The organism is Mesorhizobium sp. CNPSo 4684, from assembly GCF_057784315.1.
The window spans coordinates 86,321-107,129 of the sequence record NZ_JBWLUX010000009.1; the positions used below are offsets into that span (position 1 = coordinate 86,321).

The following is a 20,809-nucleotide window of genomic DNA, read 5'->3' on the forward strand; positions in this document are numbered from 1 at the left end:
TTTTTCATATCCTGTGAGAAGATGACGTAACGACAGCAGAGGCCGGGGGCAAGCGGTCTCGCGCATGAGAGGGGCGATATGGATCCGATTTCGAAATTCATGGTCGATCACAAGATACCGATCGGCGCCTGGGGAAAGGCCTTCTTCGGTTTCCTCACCGACAATTTCGACACTGTGTTCAGGGCTTTTTCGAATGGCCTCAATTTCCTGCTCGACGGACTGGTCGACATCCTGCTGGTGGTGCCGCCGGTGCTGCTGGCGCTGGTCATTGCCATCATTGCCTGGCTGCTGCAGCGCTCGCGGCCGCTGGCCATCGGCGTGTTCCTCGGCCTGATCTTCATCATCAACCAGAACCTCTGGAAGCAGACGGTGCAAACCCTGGTGCTGGTCGTGGCCGCCGCCGCCATGGCGATGGCCATCGGCGTGCCGCTCGGCATCTGGGCCGCGCACAAGCCGAAGGTCTACCGCGTCATGCTGCCGGTGCTCGACCTGATGCAGACGCTGCCGACCTTCGTTTACCTGATCCCGGTCTTGACCCTGTTCGGCCTTGGCAATGCGCCTGGCCTCATCGTCACCATCATCTTCGTCATCCCGACCGCGGTGCGGCTCACCCATCTCGGCGTCGTCTCGGTGCCGAAGTCGATCATCGAGGCGGGTGAGGCGTTTGGCGCCACCAAGCAGCAGCTGCTGTGGAAGGTCGAACTGCCGTCGGCGCTGCCGACCATCATGGCCGGCCTGACGCAGTCGATCATGCTTTCGCTGTCGATGGTGGTGTTCGCAGCGCTGATCGGCGCCGGCGGCCTCGGTACTGAAATAAACCGCGCGCTCGGCTCGCGCCGCATCGACCTCGGCCTTGAAGCCGGCCTGGCGATCGTCGTGCTCGCCATCGTGCTCGACCGGATGACGCGCATCGGCGTTGGAGGCAAGAAATGACCGTCGCAGTCGATTTCAAGAACGTCGATATCGTCTTCGGCTCCGATCAGGCCGGTTCGCTGGCACTGATCGACGGCGGCGCCACGCGCGCCGAAATCCTCGAAAAAACCGGCAATGTGCTGGGCTGTGCGGGCGCCAGCCTGACAGTGCACGAGGGCGAGATCTCGGTGCTGATGGGCCTGTCGGGCTCCGGCAAGTCGACGCTGCTCCGGGCCGTCAACCGGCTCAACGTGGTGTCGCGCGGCCAGGTGCTGGTCAAGGACGGCGACAACATCGTCGACGTCGTGACCTGCGACCAGGCGACGTTGCGGCGGCTGCGCCAGAAGCAGGTGGCGATGGTGTTCCAGCAGTTCGGCCTGCTGCCATGGCGCACGGTCGAGGAAAATGTCGGCCTCGGCCTCGAACTCGCCGGCGTGCCGGACGCAGAACGCAAGGAGCGCGTGCACAAGCAGCTCAAGCTGGTCAATCTTGACCAGTGGTCGAAAAAATACGCGCATGAATTGTCCGGCGGCATGCAGCAGCGCGTCGGCCTCGCGCGCGCCTTCGCCACCGAGGCACCGATCCTGCTGATGGACGAGCCGTTCTCGGCGCTCGATCCGCTGATCCGCACCAAGCTGCAGGACGAATTGCTGCAGCTGCAGGCGGAGCTGAAGAAGACCATCATTTTCGTCAGCCACGATCTGGAAGAGGCGCTGAAGATCGGCAGCCACATCACCATCATGGAAGGCGGCCGCATCGTGCAGACCGGCGCGCCGGAAGACATCGTGTTGCGGCCCGCCAACGACTATGTCCGCGACTTCATCGCCAACGTGAACCCACTCTCGGTGCTGACCGCCTGGAACGTCATGCGCGACCGCCGCGACCTGGAGCACGGCGATAACGGCTGGGTGTGGCTCGACCGGCGCAAGACGACGCGCTTCAAGATCGACGATCACGGGCTGGTGGCAGCGGCTGAACGCGACGGCAAGCCGGCAGTGTGGGTGTCGTGCGTCGATGTCGAGGCCCAGCCGGAGGAGACGGCACAGGTATTCTGGGCCACTCCGGGCACCTCGCTGAAGACAGTGATGCTGGCCATGCACCGCTCGCAGACAGCGCCCGTGGCGCTGTTCGACGACCAATCGCGCTTCGTTGGCGCCATCGGCATACGCGATGTGCTGAGCGCGGTGCTGCGGCGTTAGTTCAGCCCGATGCGCTTGGCGCCGAGCTTGAACAGGGCTGTGGCATCCGGGTCGAAGCGGAAGGTGTCGATGAAGTCGTCGGCGCGGTAGCCAGGAAGCGTCTTGCGGATGGCGGCGGCGAAGGTTTTGGCCTCGTCGAGCCGTCCGGCCAGCGCCAGGCAATGGGCGGCGATCGACAGGATAATGACATGGGCATTGGGGCGGGCCGCGGCCTTGAGCGCCCAATGCGCCGCATCATCGAACTGGCCCAGCCGGACATGGGCCATGGCGCGTGCACCCAGCATGCCGAACAGCAACGGATCGAACGGCGACAGATGGCGCGAATGATCCGACGACCCGATGGCCGCTTGCGGGTCGCCCGACTGCGACTGGACGAAGGAAAGCGCATAGTGGCCAAGCGCGAAATTGGGGCTGAGGTCGACAGCTCGTTGCAGTTCGAGCAGGGATGCGTTGCCTTCGCCGCGCAGCCACAGCGCCCGGCCCATCGCCCAATGCGCGGCCGGATTGTGATCGTCGATCAACAGGCTTTGGCCGGCCGCTTCGAAGGCGAGCGCGCTGTCCCGGTCGCGGTCGCCCCAGCGCTGGAAAGCACTTTGCCAATGGGTGAAGGACAGGCCGGCATAGGCGCGGGTGAAGGTCGGGTCCTGGCTCAGAGCGATGCCGAAGAAATGCCTGGCCTGATCGTTTTCGCCGCGTGTGAAGCGATACATGTGCCAGAGGCCGCGGTGGTAGGCCTCCCAGGCATTGAGTGAATTGGGCGCCTTCAGCATGGCGCGGTTGCGCTCGACCGTCTCGATCTCGGATGAGATCGAAGCCACGATGCTGTCGCCGATATCGTCGAGCACGGAGAAGATGTCGTCCGGCTTGCGCTCGAACGTTTCGGCCCAGACGATCCTGGCGGTGCGCACCTCGACAAGCTCGATGGTGACGATCAGGCGCCCCGTCACGCTACGCACCGTGCCGGTGGCGACATAATCGACATTCAGCCTGCGGCCGGCATCCTCCGGCGCAATGTTTTTCTCGGCCAGCGCGAAGACCGAGCCACGGGCAATGACGAAGAAATCTCTAAGCTTGGCGAGGCGGGTGATGATGTCGTGGGTCAAGCCGTCGGCCAGCCCACCACGAACGCCGCCGGCGTCTTCGGCGAACGGCATCACGGCAAGCGAAGCCTTGTAGGGCGTTGCCGTTTCGGAAGCGGCAAGCACGATCGGGCTCTGGCTCGGCGTGGGTGGGGCCGCCGGCTGTGCCGGCACAGTCGCGCAGGGCCGTTCCGCGCGAATGGCCAGCCACGCCTGGCGGATAGGACCGAAATCCAGCTCTTCGGATTGGAAGAGCGCAGCTGCGGCGGCAAGATGGTCCTCGCAGGCTCCGAACTGGCCGCGCCGCGCCAGCCTTGCCAGGAGCGCGATGTGGGCGCAGCTGTCGAACGGGGTCAACTCCAGCCATTTTTCGAGATGGGAGGAGACGTCTTCGGAATCGGCCGGGAGCGTCTTGACCAGATGTTCCAGTATGGCCGCGTGGCAGGATCCGAAACGACGGCGCTGCGCGGTCAACCAATTGTTGAAGAGAGGGTTGCGGTCGATCTCCAGCCCCTCAAGGAAATTACCGGCGAAGAGCTTCGACAGGGCCTGCAGACGCTCGGTACCAAGCTTTTCGATTCCCGCAGCAGCCGCTGACGCGACATCCAACGCGTCGACGCAAATGCCGTCGAGATCAAGCGCGATCGCATCATCAGCGGTTTGGATCCTGCGGCGGTCCGGTTCGTCGAGAGCGGCCCGCAATTTGCTCAGACACCAGCGAAGCTCGCCCCTGGGGTCATTTGGAACATCCCACAGCAATTCGCAGAGTTTGCCACGTCCGATCGGATGGGGCGCCAGCGCGAGATAGGCGAGCAGCGCGCGCAGTTTGCGCGATGCCGGCAAAGCCACCGGGACGCCGTCGCGCACAAGCGCCAGCGACCCAAACAGGCGCACGCTAAGACCTTGATGGCTTTTCGCCTGGCTCGATTCCACGCCAGTTTCCACGCCTGCTCCCACGCTGGGCCTCCAGCCCTTGCTTTATCACCGAACACGACAAAGTGCACCCGGCTCGCAAAATATGCGCGCCGGATGTGGGGTTTACCACATTGCGGCACGTCAAAGACCTGTAGTGCGGCAAGGTGTCGAAACCTCGCCGCCCAAACCGCCGGTGTGTAACCGGTCCGTGAGCAAACCAGGAGTTCATCCATGTTGCATCAGCAGAAAATCAGAACCACGGCCGGCCGCGGCCGCCTGTTCGACAGCATTCTCGACACGGTCGGTGACACGCCGGTCATCCGCGTCAACAATCTCGGCCCGGAGCACGCCACCATCTACGTCAAGGCAGAGTTCTTCAACCCGGCGTCATCGGTGAAGGACCGGCTGGCGCTCAACATCATCGAGGAAGGCGAGCGCACCGGCGCGCTCAAGCCGGGGCAGACCGTCATCGAGGCGACCAGCGGCAACACCGGCATCGGCCTTGCCATGGTCTGTGCGCAGAAGGGCTATCCGCTGGTGGTGACGATGGCCGACAGTTTTTCGGTCGAGCGCCGCAAGCTGATGCGCATGCTGGGCGCCAAGGTGGTGCTGACGCCGCGCGCCGAGAAAGGCTTCGGCATGTACAAGAAGGCGGTGGAACTGGCCGAAGCCAATGGCTGGTTCCTGGCCCGCCAGTTCGAGACCAAGGCAAACGCCGCCATCCATGAGGCGACCACGGGACGCGAGATCGTCAACGATTTCGCCGGCTCGCGGCTCGACTATTTCGTCACCGGCTACGGCACCGGCGGCACCGTTGCCGGCGTGGCGCGTGTGCTGCGCCGTGAGCGGCCCGAGACCAAGATCGTGCTCACCGAGCCCGCCAACGCACAGCTTGTCGGCAGCGGCAAGCCGCAGGTGCGTGGCGCAGGCGGCGCGCCGGCTGCCAGCCATCCGGCCTTCGAGCCGCACCCGATCCAGGGCTGGACGCCGGACTTCATCCCGAACGTCCTGCAGGAAGCGATCGATGGCAACTTCTATGACGAGGTGATGCCGATCGCGGGGCCGGAGGGCATGAAATGGGCCAAGGCGCTGGCGCAGCAGGAGGGGATCTTCACTGGCATTTCCGGCGGCTCGGCTTTCGCCGTGGCGCGCCAGATCGCCGGCACGGCACCTGCCGGCTCTGTGATCCTGTGCATGCTTCCCGATACCGGCGAACGCTACATGACGACGCCGCTGTTCGATGGCATCGAGGCCGAGATGAATGCGGAAGAGCTTGCTCTTTCGCGCTCGACGCCTGGTTGCCAGTTCCCGGCATGATGGCGCGGGAGCAATCTGCATGGACGCGATGTCTGGACACTCGGCTACCGGCACCGAGGAAACGCTTGACCCCTCGGACTGGGCCGATGTGCAGGTCCTGTCGCATCGGATCGTTGATGATGCCGTCGCCTATTTGCGCGATGTCAGGCAACGGCCGGTGTGGCAGGAGATGCCTGGAGATGTGAGAGACTTCTTCACTGCGTCCCTGCCGCAATCGCCAACGCCGCTTGCCGACATCTATGGCGATGTCGTGGAAAAGGTGATGCCCTATCCGATGGGCAACATCCATCCGCGCTTCTGGTCCTGGTATATGGGGTCGAGCAATTTTACGGGCGCCCTCGGCGATTTCCTGGCGGCCATCCAGGGCTCCAATCTCGGCGGCGGCAACCATGCCGCCGCCCTGATGGACGGCCAGGTGGTCGACTGGTGCAAGCAGATGATGGGCATGCCGGCTTCGGCCAGCGGCACGCTGGTCAGCGGCGGCTCGATGGCCAACATCATCGGGCTCACCGTGGCGCGCAACACCAAGGCCGGCATCGACGTGCGCGAGCATGGCGTTGCTGCAATCGAGAAGCCGTTGCGCTTCTACGGTTCGGACCAGATCCACTCCTGCCACCGCAAGGGGATGGAGGCGCTCGGCCTCGGCAACAGGGCGCTGCGCCGGATTGCCAGCGACGCCAGCCTGCGCATCGATATCCAGGCTTTGCGGGCGGCGATTGCTGAAGATCGCGCGGCCGGGTTCAAGCCGGCCTGCATCATCGGCAATGCCGGCACGGTGAACACCGGCGCCATCGACGATCTGCAGGCGCTGGCCAAGCTGGCGCACGAGGAAGACATGTGGTTCCACGTCGACGGCTGCATCGGCGCGCTGATTGCGATTGCGCCTGAGAATGCGCATCGCGTCGCCGGCATCGAATGGGCCGATTCCATCGCGCTTGATCCGCACAAATGGCTGCATGCACCGTTCGAGGCGGGCTGTGCGCTGGTCAGGGATGCCTCGGCGCATCGCAAGACTTTCGCGGTGACACCGGAATATCTGGAATCGACACCGCGCGGCCTCGCTTCCGGGCAATGGCTGCACGATTACGGACTGCAGACGTCACGTGGCTTCAAGGCGCTCAAAGTGTGGATCGCGCTGCGGGAACATGGCGTCGAGAAATTCGGCCGCCTGATCGACCAGAATATTGCGCAAGGGCATTATCTCGCGAACCTGATCGAGGCCGAACCGGCGCTTGAGCTGACAGCGCCGACCAGCATCAACATCGTCTGCTTCCGCTATCGCGCGGAAGGGCTCGATGGCGAGCGCTCGAAAGCGCTCAACACCGAGATCATGCTGCGGTTGCAGGAAGAAGGCATCGCCGCCATTTCCGATACGACGGTGCAGGGCCGACATTGCCTCAGGGTGGCGATCAACAACCACCGGACGCGACGCGAGGACCTCGACCTTCTGGTCGCCGAAACGGTCCGCATTGGAAAAGACATCGATGCTGCTGCGGCACCGGATTGAAGAGAGCGCGGCCAAGCCGTGTCATTCGGGCAGGCCGGCCAGCCGCAGCGCTTCAACATATCTGGCGAAATAGTCCGGCCTGATTTGCCCCACGCGGTGCCTGAGGTTGGAAAGCGTCAGTTCGGGGTCGAGCCGCAGCGAGCGCGCGATATGCTTGCTCGCGGCATCCAACCTGCCGGCCATGGCATTGCTAGCGGCCGCGACGCGTAGTCCGGTGAGATAATATGGCTGCGCGCGGGAAGCAGCCTCGGCGAGCGGCCAGGCGGCGGCGTAGCGACCAGCCGCGAAATGGGCGAAGGCGGTGAAACACTGCATGAAGAAGGTCAGCGGATCGAGCGGGCTCAGCCTCCTTGCCCGCGACAGGTGCTCGATGGCGATGTCCGGATCGTCGTAGCAGGCCTTGAGGCAGCCACTGGCGCTCCAGGCGGCCGCGCAGTTAGGGTTCAGCACGAGCGCGCGGTCGACCAGTGCCGAGCCGGCCTCGTAGTCGCCGATGACATAGCCCAGCGCGAGGCCGCTGAAGGCCAGCGCCACAGCGTCGTCTTGGTGGGCAATGGCTACGTTGCCGGCCAGTCGGGAGACCTCGGCGCTCTCCTTCTGCGGGTCAGTCATCCAGCCATTCGCCATTCGCCAGAAATAGCACCAGGCCGCAGCGCCCTTCGCGGCGGCAAAATCGGGATCGAGCTCGATGGCCTTGTAGAACTGCGGGAGCGCGACCTCCTGCCCCTCCCTCGTCCAGCAGTAAAGGCTCGCCATGCCGCGCAAATAGTGGTCATAGGCGTCGAGACTTTCGGTGGGTTTGCGCTTGGCGCGCGCCATCTCTGCCTGTTCGAGCTTGGGCGAAATCGCGCCGATGACGCTGGAAGCGACGAGGTCCTGCAGTTCGAACACCTCCGAGACGCCGCCTTCGAAGCGGTCGGCCCAGAGACTCACACCCGCCGCCGCCTCGATGAGTTGGCCCGCCACGCGCAGCCGGCTGCCGGCCTTGCGGACGCTGCCCTCCAGCACGTAGCGCACACCGAGTTCCCTCGCCACGCGCGTGACGTCGACCGCCTGGCCCTTGTAGGCGAAGGCGGAGTTCCGCGCGATCACGAACAGCCAGCTCACATGCGATAGCGCCGTCGTGATCTCCTCGACCACGCCGTCGGTGAAATAGTCTTGCTCGGCGTCGCCGCTCATGTTCTGGAATGGCAGCACCGCGATTGACGGCTTTTCCGGCACCGAAACGGTAGGGCGCAGCGGCTCCACCTTCGCTTCCAGGCGGGAAAGTCCGATCTCAGGCGGGCCGCCATCGGCCATGGGTTCCTTCAAACGCCCCATGTTGGGCGCTTCGATGCGTTCGACCAGCGCCCGCGTCGCCTCTTCTGGCTCGACTCCGAGCTCACGCTTCAGTGCTTCCTTGCAGGCCAGAAACTGGCGGAAGGCATCGTTGGTCTTGCCGTGGCGGTGGAGGATGCGGATCAGGGCGCGGTGGGCCTGCTCGGCGCATGGGTCGAGAGTCACCAGCCGTTCGGCCAGTCTTTCACAGGCCTGTTCCTCGCGCGAACCGAGTTCCGGCAAAAGGCTTAGCCGCTCGACCAGGTCCAGCGCCTTGCGGGTATAGTTCGCCCGAAGCGGCGCAAGCCACTCGTCGATTTCGTGTGAGAATGACAGCCCGTCGAGCAGGTCGCCCCGGTAGAAGTCGGCCGCTGCGGCGAGGCTTGCGCCGTCATCGGCCTGAATCTTCCGGTCGAAAATCCAGATGTCGGCTTCATCGGCGCTCGCCGCCAGCCAGATGGTGTCGGCATTGCCTTCGACGCGAATGGTCTCGTCGCCGGCGGACGGAAACAGCCGCCTGATGTCGACCAAGGCCTGGCGCAGGCTATTTCGCGCCTGCTGCTCCCCGCTGCCTGCCCACAGCATCGCCGCCACCCTCTCGCGGCGAAGGCCCTTGGGTCCAGCCAAAACGAGCGCAGCAAAGAGCAGCGACGTCTTGCGCGTCGCGAAATGCAGAGGTTCCCCGCCTCCAGAGACAACCTCGATGTCCCCAAGCAATCGGATAGGCACCCCGACCCCCGTGAAACAGCCCCCGACAGGATATCACGTCCCGCTGTCAACTTAACGACGATTTAGCGCTTCCATCCGCAGTTTTTTCTGCCGTTTAACGCCTGGATGAACATTGGCAAAGCGAGCCGATGGGACATTGCCCTCGTGAGTTCGAAACAGGGAGAATGACAATGACCTACATCGGCCTCAGGACCTTCCAGCCGACTTCACGTTTTGCCGACTCGCTCGCCGCCCATGTCACGACCGTCATCGCCGGGCTTCGGCGCCGGTATCAGGACGCCATGCAACGCAGGGCTTTGGCCGGCCTGTCGATATCGGAACTGAAGGACTTCGGCTATCCAGCCGATGAAGCTCCCGCCGATGTCGCAGCTCGCGGCCGCATCGCCGGGCGCAGTTGCCTTGCAGGCTCTTCTCATCCCGCGCCGGCGGCAAGCCGGGCGCCAGGCAGATAGAGCAGGATCGGGCGGATTTCGTAGACTGCCGAAGGGTTGACGCGCCTCAGGTCACGCGCCGCCGCGATGGCTTCATCCTGGGTGGCGCAGTCGAGCACATACAGACCCAGCAATTGCTCCTTGGTCTCGGCGAATGGACCGTCGATGACGGTGCCTTCTCCGGGACCGCGCAGCGTGACGGCGTCGGCGGTCGCGCCCAGCCTTGCCGCCGGCCCAAGCTTGCCCTCACGGGTCAGCCTGGCATTGACCTCGAGCAGGTCGTGCATCAGCGCCGCATCCTGTTGCGGCGTCAGGGACTGGATGGTCTGTTCGACGTGATAGGCCAGGATGGCGTAAAACATGCGGCGATCTCCTCCTGTTCGAGCGGCCGCACTATTGCAAGGTTGGGTTGGCCGATCCAGCCCCGGTGCCCATCGAGACGGTAGTCTGCTGCCTTATGCCGCCAGCGGCAGCCTTAATTCCGTCAGCAGGCCGCCGCCGGGATGGTTGGACAGATGGACCTCGCCGCCGGCGGCACGCGCAATGTTGCGGGCAATGGTCAGGCCGAGGCCAAGGCCGCCGGTCTGGCGGTTGCGCGACTGCTCCAGCCGCACGAAGGAACCGAACACCTGGTCGAGCTGCGCCTGCGGGATGCCCGGTCCCTCGTCGCGGATGACCAGCGTGATCGTGCCGTCCGACTGGCGCAGGCTGAGATGGGCTTTCTTGCCGTAGGTCACGGCATTCTGGACGAGGTTGTTGACGCAGCGCTTCAGCGCCACCGGCCGCGCCATGCAGACCATGCCACGCGGCCTGGCGCCGTCATGGTCGAACGAGACGTCCTCGAAACCGTCGGCGATCGATTCCACCAGCGACCAGAAATCGATCCGCTCGCTCTTCTCCTCGGTGACTTCGAAGGTAGCGAAGTCGATGACGGAGCTGGCGATGCTCTCGATGTCGGCGAGGTCGTGGGCCAGCGCCTCGCGCGCCGTCGATTTGCGCAGGAGTTCGAGGCGCAGCCGCATGCGGGTCAGCGGTGTGCGCAGGTCGTGTGCGAGCGCAGCGGCAAGATGCTCGCGGTCCTCGACATAGTCGCGCAATCTGACCTGCATGGCGTTGACGGCTTTCGCCGCGGCGCGGATCTCGCGACTGCCGGTCTCGGCGATCGGCGGGCTCTTCAGATCCGTGCCGATCCGGTTGACCGCCGTTTCCATCATCCGATAGGGCGCGGTCAGCCGGCGCAGCGACCAGATCGACATGATCACCACCAGGGCTGCGATCAGCGAATAGAGCGGCAGGCTGTCGAAGCTGAGGATCGGTCCGACCGGCGTGTTGGGCTCGGTGAAATTCAGCCATTGGCCGTCGGCGAAGCGGACCGATGCCGTCAGCTTGTCACTCTGGGCGAAGCTCGCCGCCAGTCCCAGGAGGTCGCGCTCCACCGCACCGACATCCTTGGTGAGCACCACGCCGCCAGGCGTGTTGGCCGCCTGCGATGCAGGATCGCGCCGGACGCGTGCGTCGGTGATGCCGAATTTCGACAGCCGTCCGACCAGTATGTCCTCGAGTTCGGCCAGTTCGTCGTCGCCGGCGATCGACGAGGTGACCGCGGGCGTGTCCGAAACGGTCAATGCATAAGTGGCGTTGAACAGGCCGGACGCCGTCAGCTTGCGCTGATCGGGCGTGTCGTCATGCATCAGCTGCACCAGCGAATAGGCGCGGTCGTTGAGCCGGTAGAGATCGACCTCGTCATTGGCGACGGCGCGGTCGCGCGAGACGATATAGAGGGTGGCAACCTGGCTGATCAGCAGGCCGGCAATGACGATGAGCAAAACCCAGACCGGCAGGGTTTGCGGCAACAGGCGTCTCATTCGGAGGTGGTCTCGGGCAGGAACTGGTAGCCGCCGCTGCGCACCGTCAGAATCAGTTTCGGCGTCTTGGGATCGTCTTCCATCTTGCGCCTGAGACGGCTGACCAGAATGTCGATGCTGCGGTCGAAGGAATAGTCGCTGTCGCCACCGGAAAGCTCGATGAGCTGGTCTCGGGTGAGCACGCGCTGTGCGCTCTTGACGAAGGTCTGCAGCAGGTTGAACTCCGCCATGGTCAGCTCGACCCTGACGTCGCCGGGCGCCATCAGCCTTCGGCGCGAACAGTCCATCGTCCAGCCGGCGAAATGGTAGATCTGCTTGGTGCTGGCGCGCTTCGGCTCGGCAGCGCCATTGCGCCTCAGCACGGCGCGGATGCGGGCCAGAAGCTCGCGCGGATCGAAGGGTTTGGGCACATAGTCGTCGGCGCCCATTTCGAGTCCGACGACGCGGTCGGTGGTCTCGGTGACCGCGGTCAGCATGATGATCGGTGTCGAATAGCTGGCGCGCAGGTCGCGGCAGAGCTCCAGCCCGCTCTTTCCCGGCAGCATCACATCGAGAACGATCAGGTCGACCTGCGTGCGACGCAGTATGTCCTCCATCTCGATGCCGTCGGCGGCAACCGTGGTGCGCAGGCCGCGCTTCTGGAAGAATTCCTGAAGCAGGTCGCGAATGCCCTTGTCGTCATCGACGATCAGTATGTGCGCATCGGATTTCACGGCGATCCTGTCATTGTTGGCGGGCCAGTCGGGTGGCCGCCGCTCGAGTCTGCTTTGGCGACGTCACCCACACGATAGAATTCTGGCCACATGTTGGCCAGCGGCGATGATCGCCTGCAGAGCCGATTTGCCAGAAACAATCCAGAAACAAAATTCTATAGTCCGGAAAAACTTCCGAAAAAAATCAAGGGCATAAAGGGTGCCGTGGCGGTCAGGTCATCGGCTGCGACGCTAGTCTCCGGAGTAACGGACGTTACCAATGCACAGGTTCACGATCAGCTTGATGGGTGCGCTGTTCAGCATTTCGCTCGTCACGGCCGCGGTCGCAGCCTCTAGCGCAAAGGTGACGCCGATCACAAGGAGCGAGCGCTGCATCGATCTCAATCGCCAGGTAGACGAAGCCCTCGAAACCCATGCCGCGGCAACGCAGGTCACCGCGGCGAAAGCACTGCAAAGAAAGGGAAACCGGTTCTGCGCCAACAAGAAACAGGCACAGGGTATCCGGATGCTCGCGAACGCTTTGAAGCTGCTTGGAGTGACACCGATCGACCCGGTTCAGTGACACTCAAACCGACCCGCACAAAGAAGGAAATGAAGCCATGAAAAAGTCCATCCTCTCCGCCACCGGTCTCGCCGTCGCTCTCGCTTTCGCGATGCCGGCTCTGGGCAATGCCGCTGCCACCACGACCGCTGCTCCGGCTGCCTCGACGACCGCTCCGGCGACCACGACCGCCAAGCCCCCGGTGAAGAAGGTCGTCGCCAAGAAGCCCGTCAAGAAGCACAAGAAGGCCAAGAAGGTCGTCAAGAAGGACGCTCCGAAGGCCTGATCCAGACCAACCCAATAGGGTTGTCTGTAACAAGGCCGCTCCAGCATCCCCCGGCTGGAGCGGCCTTGTCGCATCTGACAAGCATGATTATCCCGTTGATGGGTGCCGGCCACCCAGGACTTTAACCCGTTTGCAATGCCGGTCCGATAGGACAGCCAGCATGAAGAAGCGGCTTTCATCCATTCTGCGCTCGATGGCCATTAGCGGCCTTGTCGCCTCGGCTGTGGTCAGGGTGCTGATCCAGTTTACCGCCAGCCCGGTGCCCGATCCGGTGAGCGGGCGCACCGAGCCGTCGCTGTTCGCGCCGGCTATCTCCAGCAACTGGCAATACATAACGCCATGGCAGAGCCTGCTGCTTACGGTGCTCACCGGCGGCGCGCTGGCCTGCTTTGCCGGCTGGCTCGCTGTCGCCTGGATGGAGCGCAAGGCAGACGCGGCCAGGTCCGCCTCAGCAGGGCAATTCCACGCTCGTCGCACCGTCGACCGCCAGGGCCGTTGAACCGTACCGGACAGTTCCTAAATTTGTGAATGGCAGCACTCCCGGAAAGCCGGTTTCGCGCGCCGATCAAAATGGACGACCGCTTTCCCCCATGACAAAGTGAGAGCGACCCTCGCGCAATGCCGGTTTCCGATGCCTGAGATTGTCTCCAAACCCCGCACCAAGACCAAGCCGCAGACCGAGCGGCCGAAGCTCTACAAGGTCATCCTCATCAATGACGATTTCACGCCGCGCGAATTCGTGGTGACGGTGTTGAAGGGCGAGTTCAAGCTTAGCGAAGACCAGGCGCGCCGGGTGATGATCACCGCCCACCAGCGCGGCGTCTGCGTCGTCGCCGTGTTCACCAGGGACGTGGCCGAGACCAAGGCGACCCGAGCCACCGATGCCGGCAAGGCCAAGGGCTATCCGCTGCTGTTTACGACGGAGCCCGAAGAATAGGGCTCATGGGCGGTTGACGAAGCCATCCGTGACAGCCTCTTTCTCCCCGTCACTATACGGGGAGAAATGTCCGGCAGGACAATGAGGGGCGGCGCCGAGTTCGGTTAATTTCAGTTAAGCAGGCCGTGGTGGTTGCAAATTATCTCAAGCTGGCGCTGCCCCTCATCCGCCTGCCGGCACCTTCTCCCCGGGACGGGGAGAAGGAAGCTACCGTCCCTCTCTGTACCACATCGCGCCCATGGCCAGCAGCAGCAGGCCGAGGCCGAGGAAGCCGCCGAACAGGGGCACGCGCGAGACGGCTTTGAGCACGCTGTCGTCAGTGGTGCGCAGGCCGATCCAGTCGGCACCCGAGGCCGCGCCCGAGGCGCGGACCGGGACGATGGAGGGCAGGGCGACACCACCGGTGAGTTGGCCAAGGGTCGAGGACGCCAGCCGGCGAACGCTGCCGCCGGTGGCTTCGGCCGGCGCCTTCAGCCGGTCTTCGGTGGAGATGACGTCGGAGAATTCCGGCGCGTTGACCGGGCCGACATGGGCAAGTGCGGTCAGGTCGCCATTGCCGATCTGATAGAGGCCGATCTCCTTGGTCTCGATGCTGCCGAGGAACACGCCGGGCTCGGATTTTTCCAGCTTGACGATCAGCGCCTTGCCTGAGGGGGTTATCACCTGGGCCGGGCCGGGGTCGTCGCTCATCGTCTGGCGGCGGATTTCCAGCACCATGCCGCGGCCGTCGGCGGTCAGCCGCTCTTCCTCGAGCTCAGGCTCCTTCATCAGCCAGTGGGCGATGCGGCGGTAGAGCTGGACATGCGGGCCGCCGCCCTCAAAGCCGCGCGCCCATAGCCAGCCCTGATCGGACAAAAGCATGCCGACGCGACCTTCGCCCTTGTGGTCGAGCAAAAGCAGGGGACGGTTGTCGGCACCCTTCATCACCACTTCGCCTTCGGGATTCTGCACGCCGATGGTGCGGAACCAGCGGCTCCAGTGCGGCGGCTCGCTCGCCGAACCGTCGAGGCCGCGCGTCACCGGATGGCGCTGGCCGAGATCGGTGAGGCGCGGATAAAACGCCTTGTCGATGACTTCGCCTGTCGGCATCGCCGGCAGCGAAGACATTAGCGGCGTGCGGGCGATCGAGGCGTCGCCGGCATATTCCGGCCCGGCGGCGATCAACAGCGCGCCACCCTTTTCGACATATTCGGAGATGTAGTCGTAATAGAGGATCGGCAGCACGTCGCGGTGCTGGTAGCGGTCGAAGATGATGAGATCGAAATCCTTGATCTTCTCGACGAACAGTTCGCGGGTGGGGAAGGCGATCAGCGACAATTCGTTGATCGGCGTGCCGTCCTGCTTTTCCGGCGGCCGTAAAATGGTGAAGTGGACGAGATCGACCGAAGCGTCGGATTTCAACAGGTTGCGCCAGGTGCGCTCGCCGGCATGCGGCTCACCGGAAACCAAAAGCACGCGCAGGTTTTCGCGAATGCCGTCGATCAGCGCGATGGCGCGGTTGTTGGCGTCGGTCAGTTCGCCCGGCTCCCGGTCGATCGAGAGTTCGACAATGTTGCGGCCGGCGCTGGGGATGGTCACCTGCAGCGGCATGGGCTGGCCAATGGTGGCCTCTTCGACCGCGACCTGCTCACCATTGACCGAGACGCGCACATCGACCGGGCCGGTTTCGCCATCGGTGGCGATGACGCGGTAGGTCATATCGAGCGGCTTGCCGACGAGACCGAAGCGCGGCGCGTTCTCGAAGCGGATGCGGCGGTCCTTTTCGTGCTCATTGCCGGTGATCAGCGCGTGCAGTGGCGCGTTGAAGTCGGGGGCGGCGGGCGGCGCGTCATGCACCTCGCCATCGGTGATCATGATGGCGCCGCCGATGCGCGATGGCGGCACGTCGCGGAAAGCGCCTTCGAGGGCTGCGAAAAGCTTGGTCTCGGTGCGCTCTTCGGCGGCTTCCGACTTGCCGGCCTCGACGACGCGCACGTCGAACTGCTTGAAGCGGGCAAGGCGCTGCTGCAACCCTGCCAGCGCTTCGTCGGTCTGCTTGGTCCGGTCGCCGATGTCCTGGCTCTGGCTACGGTCGACGATGACGGCAACGACGCTTTTCAACGCCTCGCGCTCCTCGTCGAGGAAGACCGGGTTGAGCAAGGCGGCGCCGAGCGCAATCAGCGCGGCGAAGCGGAAGATCGCGCCGCGCTGGCGAAACCACAGGCCGACAGCCGCGAGCAGCAGCAAAGGCACCAGCACCATGGCCAGCAGCGGCCAGGTCAGCAGCGGTTCGAAGGAGATCGACCAGTTCATGATCTTACTGCCCCAGCCGTTCGAGCAGGATGGGCACGTGCACCTGGTCGGATTTGTAATTGCCGGTCAGCATGTACATCATGATGTTGACGCCGGCGCGCAGCGCATAGATGCGCTGCATTGGATCCGACGGCACGGTCGGCAAAAGCGGGTCGCCATTCTCGTCGACGGCCCAGGCGCCGGCAAAATCATTAGCGGTGATCAGGATAGGCGAGACGCCGTCGCCGACGCGCACCGGCCGGTTCTCGGCATTGCTGGCGTCGAGCGAGGCTTCGACCCAGAGCGGGCTGCCGGCGAAGCGGCCGGGAAATTCGGGCAGGATGAAGAAGGATTTGGTCAGCACATGGTCGGCAGGCACCGGCTCCAGCGGCGGCACGTTGAGATTGCCGAGGATGTCGCGCAATCGTTCCGTCGCCGGGCTCGCCGAATCCGCGCCTATGCCGTTGGCAAACTGGTCGCGGGTGTCGAACAGCACCGTGCCACCCTGCTGCATATAGGCGTCGATGCGGGCGATCGCGGCCTCGCTCGGCATCGGCGCGGAGGGGTCGATCGGCCAATAGATCAGCGGATAGAAGGACAGCTCGTCTTTCGAAATGTCGACGCCCGCCGGCGCGCCCGGCTCAAGCGCGGTCTTCTCGATCAGGAAACGGGTCAGGCCTTCGAGCCCGGCGCGGCTGATCGAATCGTCGCCTGGCACGCCAGTCAGCACATAGGCGATGCGGGTCTTGGCAATGTCCTCGATGGCCGCGGCGTCGCCCGATTTGGCATCGTCGGCGCGGGCGAGGTCGGCATGGCCAAACAACATGCCGAGGCCGAGCAGCAGCGCAGCCGTCGTTGCCGCGGCCGTGCGGGCGCGGCGCGGCCGGCGTGACAACAGCCCGCCCATCCAGAACACCGCCAGCGTGTCGAGCAGCATCAGCACAAGTGCTGCGGTCACCAACGGACCCTTGAGGTCGCGCGATTCATCGAAAGCATACTGGACATTGGTCACCGGCACTGTGAATTGCGGACGGACCAGCGGCGCGAAGACGGTGGCCGGATCAAGCAGATTATGGGCGAAGACGCCGGTTTCGGAGCCGTAGAGACCGGGCGGGTTCTCGAACGTCACAGGCAGCGGGCCGGCGACGGGCACCAGCGGCCGTGCGTCCGGCGTCGGCGGCACCAGCGCGCCGTCGGCCGCGATCATGCGATAAGGAGCCAGCGAGGTGGCGGCGGCTTCGGCGTTGGCGACCGCGGCGCCCTGGTTGCGCGACAGCTGCACGATACGCCGCAGCATTTCGACGAAGCTGCCGGAGATCGGCAGCGTCGACCATGTCGCTTCCGGGGTGACATGGAACAGGACGAGCGTGCCCTTGCCCTTTTTCAGCCCGGTCACCAGCGGCGTGCCGTCGGCCAGCGTTGCCCAGGTGCGCTCGACGATATCGGGCGTCGGCTCGGCCAGGACCTGCCGGCTCACCGTGACTTCGGCCGGCGGCGCGAGGTCGGCAAAGGGGCCGTTCTTCGGGAATTCGGTCACCGGCTGCGGCGTCGTCCATGACAGGGAGCCGCCGAGCGAGCGTTCGCCGGTGCGCAGCCTGACCGGCAGAAGATCGTCGTCATTGCCTGCGGCGGCCAGCCGCGACCCGGCGAAGCGCACCAGCGTGCCGCCATTGTCGACCCAGTCAACCAGCCGCTGATGGACTTGTGGCGGAATGGTGCCGATATCGGCCATGACGATCATCGCCGGCTTCTGGTCGAGGAGTTGCGGGATGGCATCGGCAAGGTCGGCGCTCGACGGTTCGACCAAATCGGCGAAGGGCTGCAGCGCGCGCCTGATGTAGTAGAGCGGCGACAGAAGCGGCTGCGCCTGGTCGGCCTCGGCCTGCGACAACAATCCGACGCGGCGGCGCTTCGAGCTTTCGTCGAGCACCCGCACCGCACCTGCCTGGTGCTCGCCATCAAGGGCGATCGAGGCGAAGTCGTTGCGCAGCTCGAACGGCACCGCCATCGTGCCGGTGGCGGTGGTTTCGCCGGGCGCGAAAGTCAGCGTCGCATCGGCGATGCGGCGGCCCTTGTCATCGAAGGCGCCGGCGGTGACCTGCGCCGGGGCTGGATCGCCGGGTGCGCGAATGGCGGTCAGTGCAAAGCCGTCGACCTGGTTCTCGGCGCCGGTGAGGCCGGTCAGCGCCAGCCGGTCGGAACTGGCCCAGACAACACGGGCGGCATTTTTCGACAGCAGCGTGTTGAAGGCGGCCTCGTCGCCTTTTGCGGCAAGGCCGTCGGCGAGAACGGCAACGCTGGCGCCGGGCAAGGTCTCCAGCACGCCGGCAACACGGGCATAGACGGCAGGACGGTCAGTCGGGATCGGCCGCGGTTTTGCCGCGCGCAGCCGGTCCAGAGCGGTTGCGGCGTCGAAGGGGCCGATCTCGGCATTCGGCTTTTCCGCGGTGAAGGCGATGACGACCGGCACGCCGTTCGAGCCGGCATCGGCGATCAGCCGCTGCGCGGTGGCGACGCGTTTGCCCCAGTCGGCGGCACTTGCCCAGTCATTGTCGATGACCAGTGCCAAGGCTGCCCCCTCTGCCGGCAGTTTTTCGCGCGGGTTGAAGACGGGTTCGGCCAATGCCGCGACGACAAGGGCCGCCATCAGCAGCCGAAGCAGCGTCAGCCACCACGGGCTCTGCTGCGGCGTCTCCTCGCGCTTCAGCACGCGGGCGAGGATCTTCAGCGGCGGGAACACCTCGGTCTGCGGCTTGGGCGGCGTCAGCCTGAGCAGCCACCAGATCACCGGCAGCGCCAGCAAGCCCCACAAGACCATGGGAGCACCAAAGGAGAGCGGCAGCCAGCTCATGCGCTGGCCCTTCCGGCGAACGCGCCATCGGCGGTCATCGCCATATGGATGCGCACCAGTGCCTCGGAGGCGAGGCGATCGGTGTGGTTGACCGTATAGCTCCAGCCGAGGCGCTTGCACCAGCCGGCCAGCTCCTGGCGGCGGGCGGTGTAGAGCAGGCGATATTCATCGCCGAGCATTTCCGCGCGACCGGCGGTCAGCTTGTCGCCGGTCTCGGGATCGGTGAATTCAGTGCGGCCGGCATAGGGAAAGGTCTCCTCGGCCGGATCGGCGACCTCGATCAGATGCGCACGCACGCCATGGCGGGCCAGCACGTCGAGCCAGGCCATGGTCTCCTCGGCCGGATCGAGGAAATCGCTGACGATGACGATGTCGCAGAAGCGGCGGATGCTGGACAGGTCAGGCTTTGCCGGCGGATCGGCGGCGTGCATCAACTGCGCTGCGATGCGCTCGGCGCCGTTGCGGGCGGTGAACGGATCGGTCAGACCGGGCCAGGCGATGCGCTCGCCGCTGCGCGACAACAGTTCGGCCATGGCCAGCGCCAGCACCAGCGCGCGCGATTCCTTGGACACGCTGGCGCCGGTCGATTTGTAGAGCATGGAAGGCGAGGGGTCGGCCCACAGCCATACTGTATGGGCGGCCTCCCATTCGCGGTCGCGCACATAGGTATGATCGTCGCGGGCCGAACGGCGCCAGTCGATGCGCGAGGAATCGCCTTCGACATAGGGGCGGAACTGCCAGAAATTCTCGCCGATGCCGCGCTTGCGGCGGCCATGCCAGCCGGCAATCACAGTGTTGACGATCCGGCGCGCTTCTACCAGCAGGTCCGGCACCAGCGAAGCCCGCAACCGGCCCCTGGCGAGCGCGTCGCGCGTCGCTGCCGGTGTCTGGACTTCGCCGATACGAGCCATCAGATGCCTTTGGCCAGTTTCGCCACCACGTCACGCACGGTCGTGCCCTCGGCGCGGGCGGCGAAGGTCAGCGCCATGCGATGCTGCAGCACCGGCTCGGCCAGTGCGCGGATGTCGTCGACCGAAGGCGCCAGCCGTCCGTCATAAAGCGCGCGGGCGCGGGCGCAGAGCGTCAGCGCTTGGCTGGCGCGCGGACCAGGACCCCAGGCGACGTGCTTGTCGGTCTCGGCATTGCCCTGGCCGGGGCGCGCCGAACGCACCAGCTTGAGGATGGCGTCGACGACGCTTTCCGGCACCGGCATGCGGCGGATCAGCGTCTGGATCTCCTTCAGCCGCACAGGCTGCAGGACGTTTTGCGCCTTGGCGTCCTCGATGCCGGTGGTTTCCAAGAGGATGCGGCGCTCCGCCTCGATCTCGGGATAGAGGATGTCGACCTGCATCAGGAAGCGATCGAGCTGCGCTTCGGGCAGCGGATAGGTGCCTTCCTGCTCCAGCGGGTTCTGCGTCGCCAGCACATGGAAGGGCGCGGGCAGGTCGTGGCGAACGCCGGCGATGGTGACGTGATATTCCTGCATCGCCTGCAGCAGCGCCGACTGGGTGCGCGGTGAGGCGCGGTTGATTTCGTCGGCCATCACCAATTGCGCGAAGATCGGGCCGGAGATGAAGCGGAAGGAGCGCTTGCCAGCCTCGTCCTGCTCCATCACTTCGGAGCCGAGAATGTCGGACGGCATCAGGTCGGGAGTAAACTGGATGCGGCGCGAATCGAGGCCGAGCACGACGCCGAGCGTCTCGACCAGCTTGGTCTTGGCAAGGCCTGGAACGCCGACCAGCAGCGCATGGCCGCCGGCGAGCAGCGCCACCAGCGTGCGTTCGACCACCGCTTCCTGGCCGAAGATGACGCGGCCGACACCGTCGCGAACCCTGGAAATATCGGCCAGCGCCGTCTCGGCCTGGGCGACCATGTCCTTTTCGCTAATAGGGTTTTCCTTGACCATCACGCTCATGCCGCATCGATCCTTGTGCTGGAA

18 protein-coding genes are annotated in these 20,809 nt (G+C 64.9%); 9 read left to right on the forward strand and 9 right to left on the reverse strand.

The window, feature by feature from the left end:
• The first annotated feature begins 78 nt into the window (after positions 1-78).
• Complete coding sequence (gene choW, locus AC04SG_RS10235) at positions 79-933, forward strand: choline ABC transporter permease subunit (protein ID WP_352556372.1); 855 nt, start codon at positions 79-81, stop codon at positions 931-933.
• Positions 930-2,111: a choline ABC transporter ATP-binding protein gene (gene choV, locus AC04SG_RS10240; protein WP_203277150.1), complete on the forward strand. Its 1,182-nt coding sequence runs from the start codon at positions 930-932 to the stop codon at positions 2,109-2,111. The genes choW and choV overlap by 4 nt, the downstream gene beginning before the upstream one ends.
• Here the strand turns inward: choV and AC04SG_RS10245 are convergent.
• The gene (locus AC04SG_RS10245; RefSeq protein ID WP_488550927.1) at positions 2,108-4,135 is read right to left on the reverse strand and encodes a transcriptional regulator; all 2,028 of its coding nucleotides are present in this window, start codon (positions 4,133-4,135) and stop codon (positions 2,108-2,110) included. The genes choV and AC04SG_RS10245 overlap by 4 nt on opposite strands.
• Positions 4,136-4,336: 201 nt before the next feature.
• Between AC04SG_RS10245 and AC04SG_RS10250 the strand changes: the two genes are divergently transcribed.
• Both AC04SG_RS10250 and AC04SG_RS10255 read left to right on the forward strand, forming a co-directional pair.
• A complete protein-coding gene (locus AC04SG_RS10250; protein WP_488550928.1) occupies positions 4,337-5,422 on the forward strand; it encodes a PLP-dependent cysteine synthase family protein in 1,086 nt (361 codons plus the stop codon).
• Positions 5,423-5,441: 19 nt separating this feature from the next.
• Positions 5,442-6,929, forward strand: a complete 1,488-nt coding sequence (locus tag AC04SG_RS10255) for a pyridoxal phosphate-dependent decarboxylase family protein (RefSeq protein ID WP_488550929.1) — start codon at positions 5,442-5,444, stop codon at positions 6,927-6,929.
• Positions 6,930-6,950: 21 nt separating this feature from the next.
• Here the strand turns inward: AC04SG_RS10255 and AC04SG_RS10260 are convergent, their stop codons facing one another.
• Complete coding sequence (locus AC04SG_RS10260; protein ID WP_488550930.1) at positions 6,951-8,873, reverse strand: BTAD domain-containing putative transcriptional regulator; 1,923 nt, start codon at positions 8,871-8,873, stop codon at positions 6,951-6,953.
• 272 nt (positions 8,874-9,145) lie between these two features.
• Here AC04SG_RS10260 and AC04SG_RS10265 point away from each other — a divergent pair, with 272 nt between their 5' ends.
• Positions 9,146-9,427, forward strand: coding sequence for a hypothetical protein (locus AC04SG_RS10265; protein ID WP_488550931.1), 282 nt, complete (start codon positions 9,146-9,148; stop codon positions 9,425-9,427).
• Here AC04SG_RS10265 and AC04SG_RS10270 read toward each other — a convergent pair.
• The 3 genes from AC04SG_RS10270 to AC04SG_RS10280 all read right to left on the reverse strand — a co-directional run bounded on the left by AC04SG_RS10270 (position 9,388) and on the right by AC04SG_RS10280 (position 11,984).
• A complete protein-coding gene (locus tag AC04SG_RS10270; RefSeq protein ID WP_488550932.1) occupies positions 9,388-9,768 on the reverse strand; it encodes a YciI family protein in 381 nt (126 codons plus the stop codon). The genes AC04SG_RS10265 and AC04SG_RS10270 overlap by 40 nt on opposite strands.
• 93 nt (positions 9,769-9,861) lie before the next feature.
• Complete coding sequence (locus AC04SG_RS10275) at positions 9,862-11,271, reverse strand: ATP-binding protein (protein ID WP_488550933.1); 1,410 nt, start codon at positions 11,269-11,271, stop codon at positions 9,862-9,864.
• Complete coding sequence (locus tag AC04SG_RS10280; protein ID WP_112561185.1) at positions 11,268-11,984, reverse strand: response regulator; 717 nt, start codon at positions 11,982-11,984, stop codon at positions 11,268-11,270. Before AC04SG_RS10280 ends, AC04SG_RS10275 begins: the two co-directional genes overlap by 4 nt.
• 259 nt (positions 11,985-12,243) lie before the next feature.
• On the opposite strand from AC04SG_RS10280, the gene AC04SG_RS10285 reads away from it, so the two are divergent.
• The 4 genes from AC04SG_RS10285 to clpS all read left to right on the forward strand — a co-directional run bounded on the left by AC04SG_RS10285 (position 12,244) and on the right by clpS (position 13,748).
• Positions 12,244-12,546, forward strand: a complete 303-nt coding sequence (locus tag AC04SG_RS10285) for a hypothetical protein (protein WP_112561109.1) — start codon at positions 12,244-12,246, stop codon at positions 12,544-12,546.
• 37 nt (positions 12,547-12,583) lie between these two features.
• Positions 12,584-12,811: a hypothetical protein gene (locus AC04SG_RS10290; protein ID WP_112561108.1), complete on the forward strand. Its 228-nt coding sequence runs from the start codon at positions 12,584-12,586 to the stop codon at positions 12,809-12,811.
• A 160-nt stretch (positions 12,812-12,971) separates the two neighbouring features.
• A complete protein-coding gene (locus tag AC04SG_RS10295; RefSeq protein ID WP_488550934.1) occupies positions 12,972-13,310 on the forward strand; it encodes a hypothetical protein in 339 nt (112 codons plus the stop codon).
• A 132-nt stretch (positions 13,311-13,442) separates the two neighbouring features.
• Positions 13,443-13,748, forward strand: a complete 306-nt coding sequence (gene clpS, locus AC04SG_RS10300; protein WP_112561106.1) for an ATP-dependent Clp protease adapter ClpS — start codon at positions 13,443-13,445, stop codon at positions 13,746-13,748.
• Between the two features lie 207 nt (positions 13,749-13,955).
• On the opposite strand, the gene AC04SG_RS10305 is transcribed toward clpS, so the two are convergent.
• Genes AC04SG_RS10305 through AC04SG_RS10320 form a run of 4 tightly spaced genes read right to left on the reverse strand, consistent with a single transcriptional unit; the run spans position 13,956 to position 20,785 of the window.
• Complete coding sequence (locus tag AC04SG_RS10305) at positions 13,956-16,040, reverse strand: hypothetical protein (protein ID WP_488550935.1); 2,085 nt, start codon at positions 16,038-16,040, stop codon at positions 13,956-13,958.
• Between the two features lie 4 nt (positions 16,041-16,044).
• Positions 16,045-18,870, reverse strand: coding sequence for a DUF4159 domain-containing protein (locus AC04SG_RS10310; RefSeq protein WP_488550936.1), 2,826 nt, complete (start codon positions 18,868-18,870; stop codon positions 16,045-16,047).
• Positions 18,867-19,781 carry a DUF58 domain-containing protein gene (locus AC04SG_RS10315; RefSeq protein WP_488550937.1) on the reverse strand — a complete coding sequence of 305 codons (915 nt, stop codon included), beginning with the start codon at positions 19,779-19,781 and terminating at the stop codon, positions 18,867-18,869. Before AC04SG_RS10315 ends, AC04SG_RS10310 begins: the two co-directional genes overlap by 4 nt.
• The gene (locus tag AC04SG_RS10320; protein ID WP_488550938.1) at positions 19,781-20,785 is read right to left on the reverse strand and encodes an AAA family ATPase; all 1,005 of its coding nucleotides are present in this window, start codon (positions 20,783-20,785) and stop codon (positions 19,781-19,783) included. The genes AC04SG_RS10315 and AC04SG_RS10320 overlap by 1 nt, the downstream gene beginning before the upstream one ends.
• Positions 20,786-20,809 lie beyond the last annotated feature (24 nt).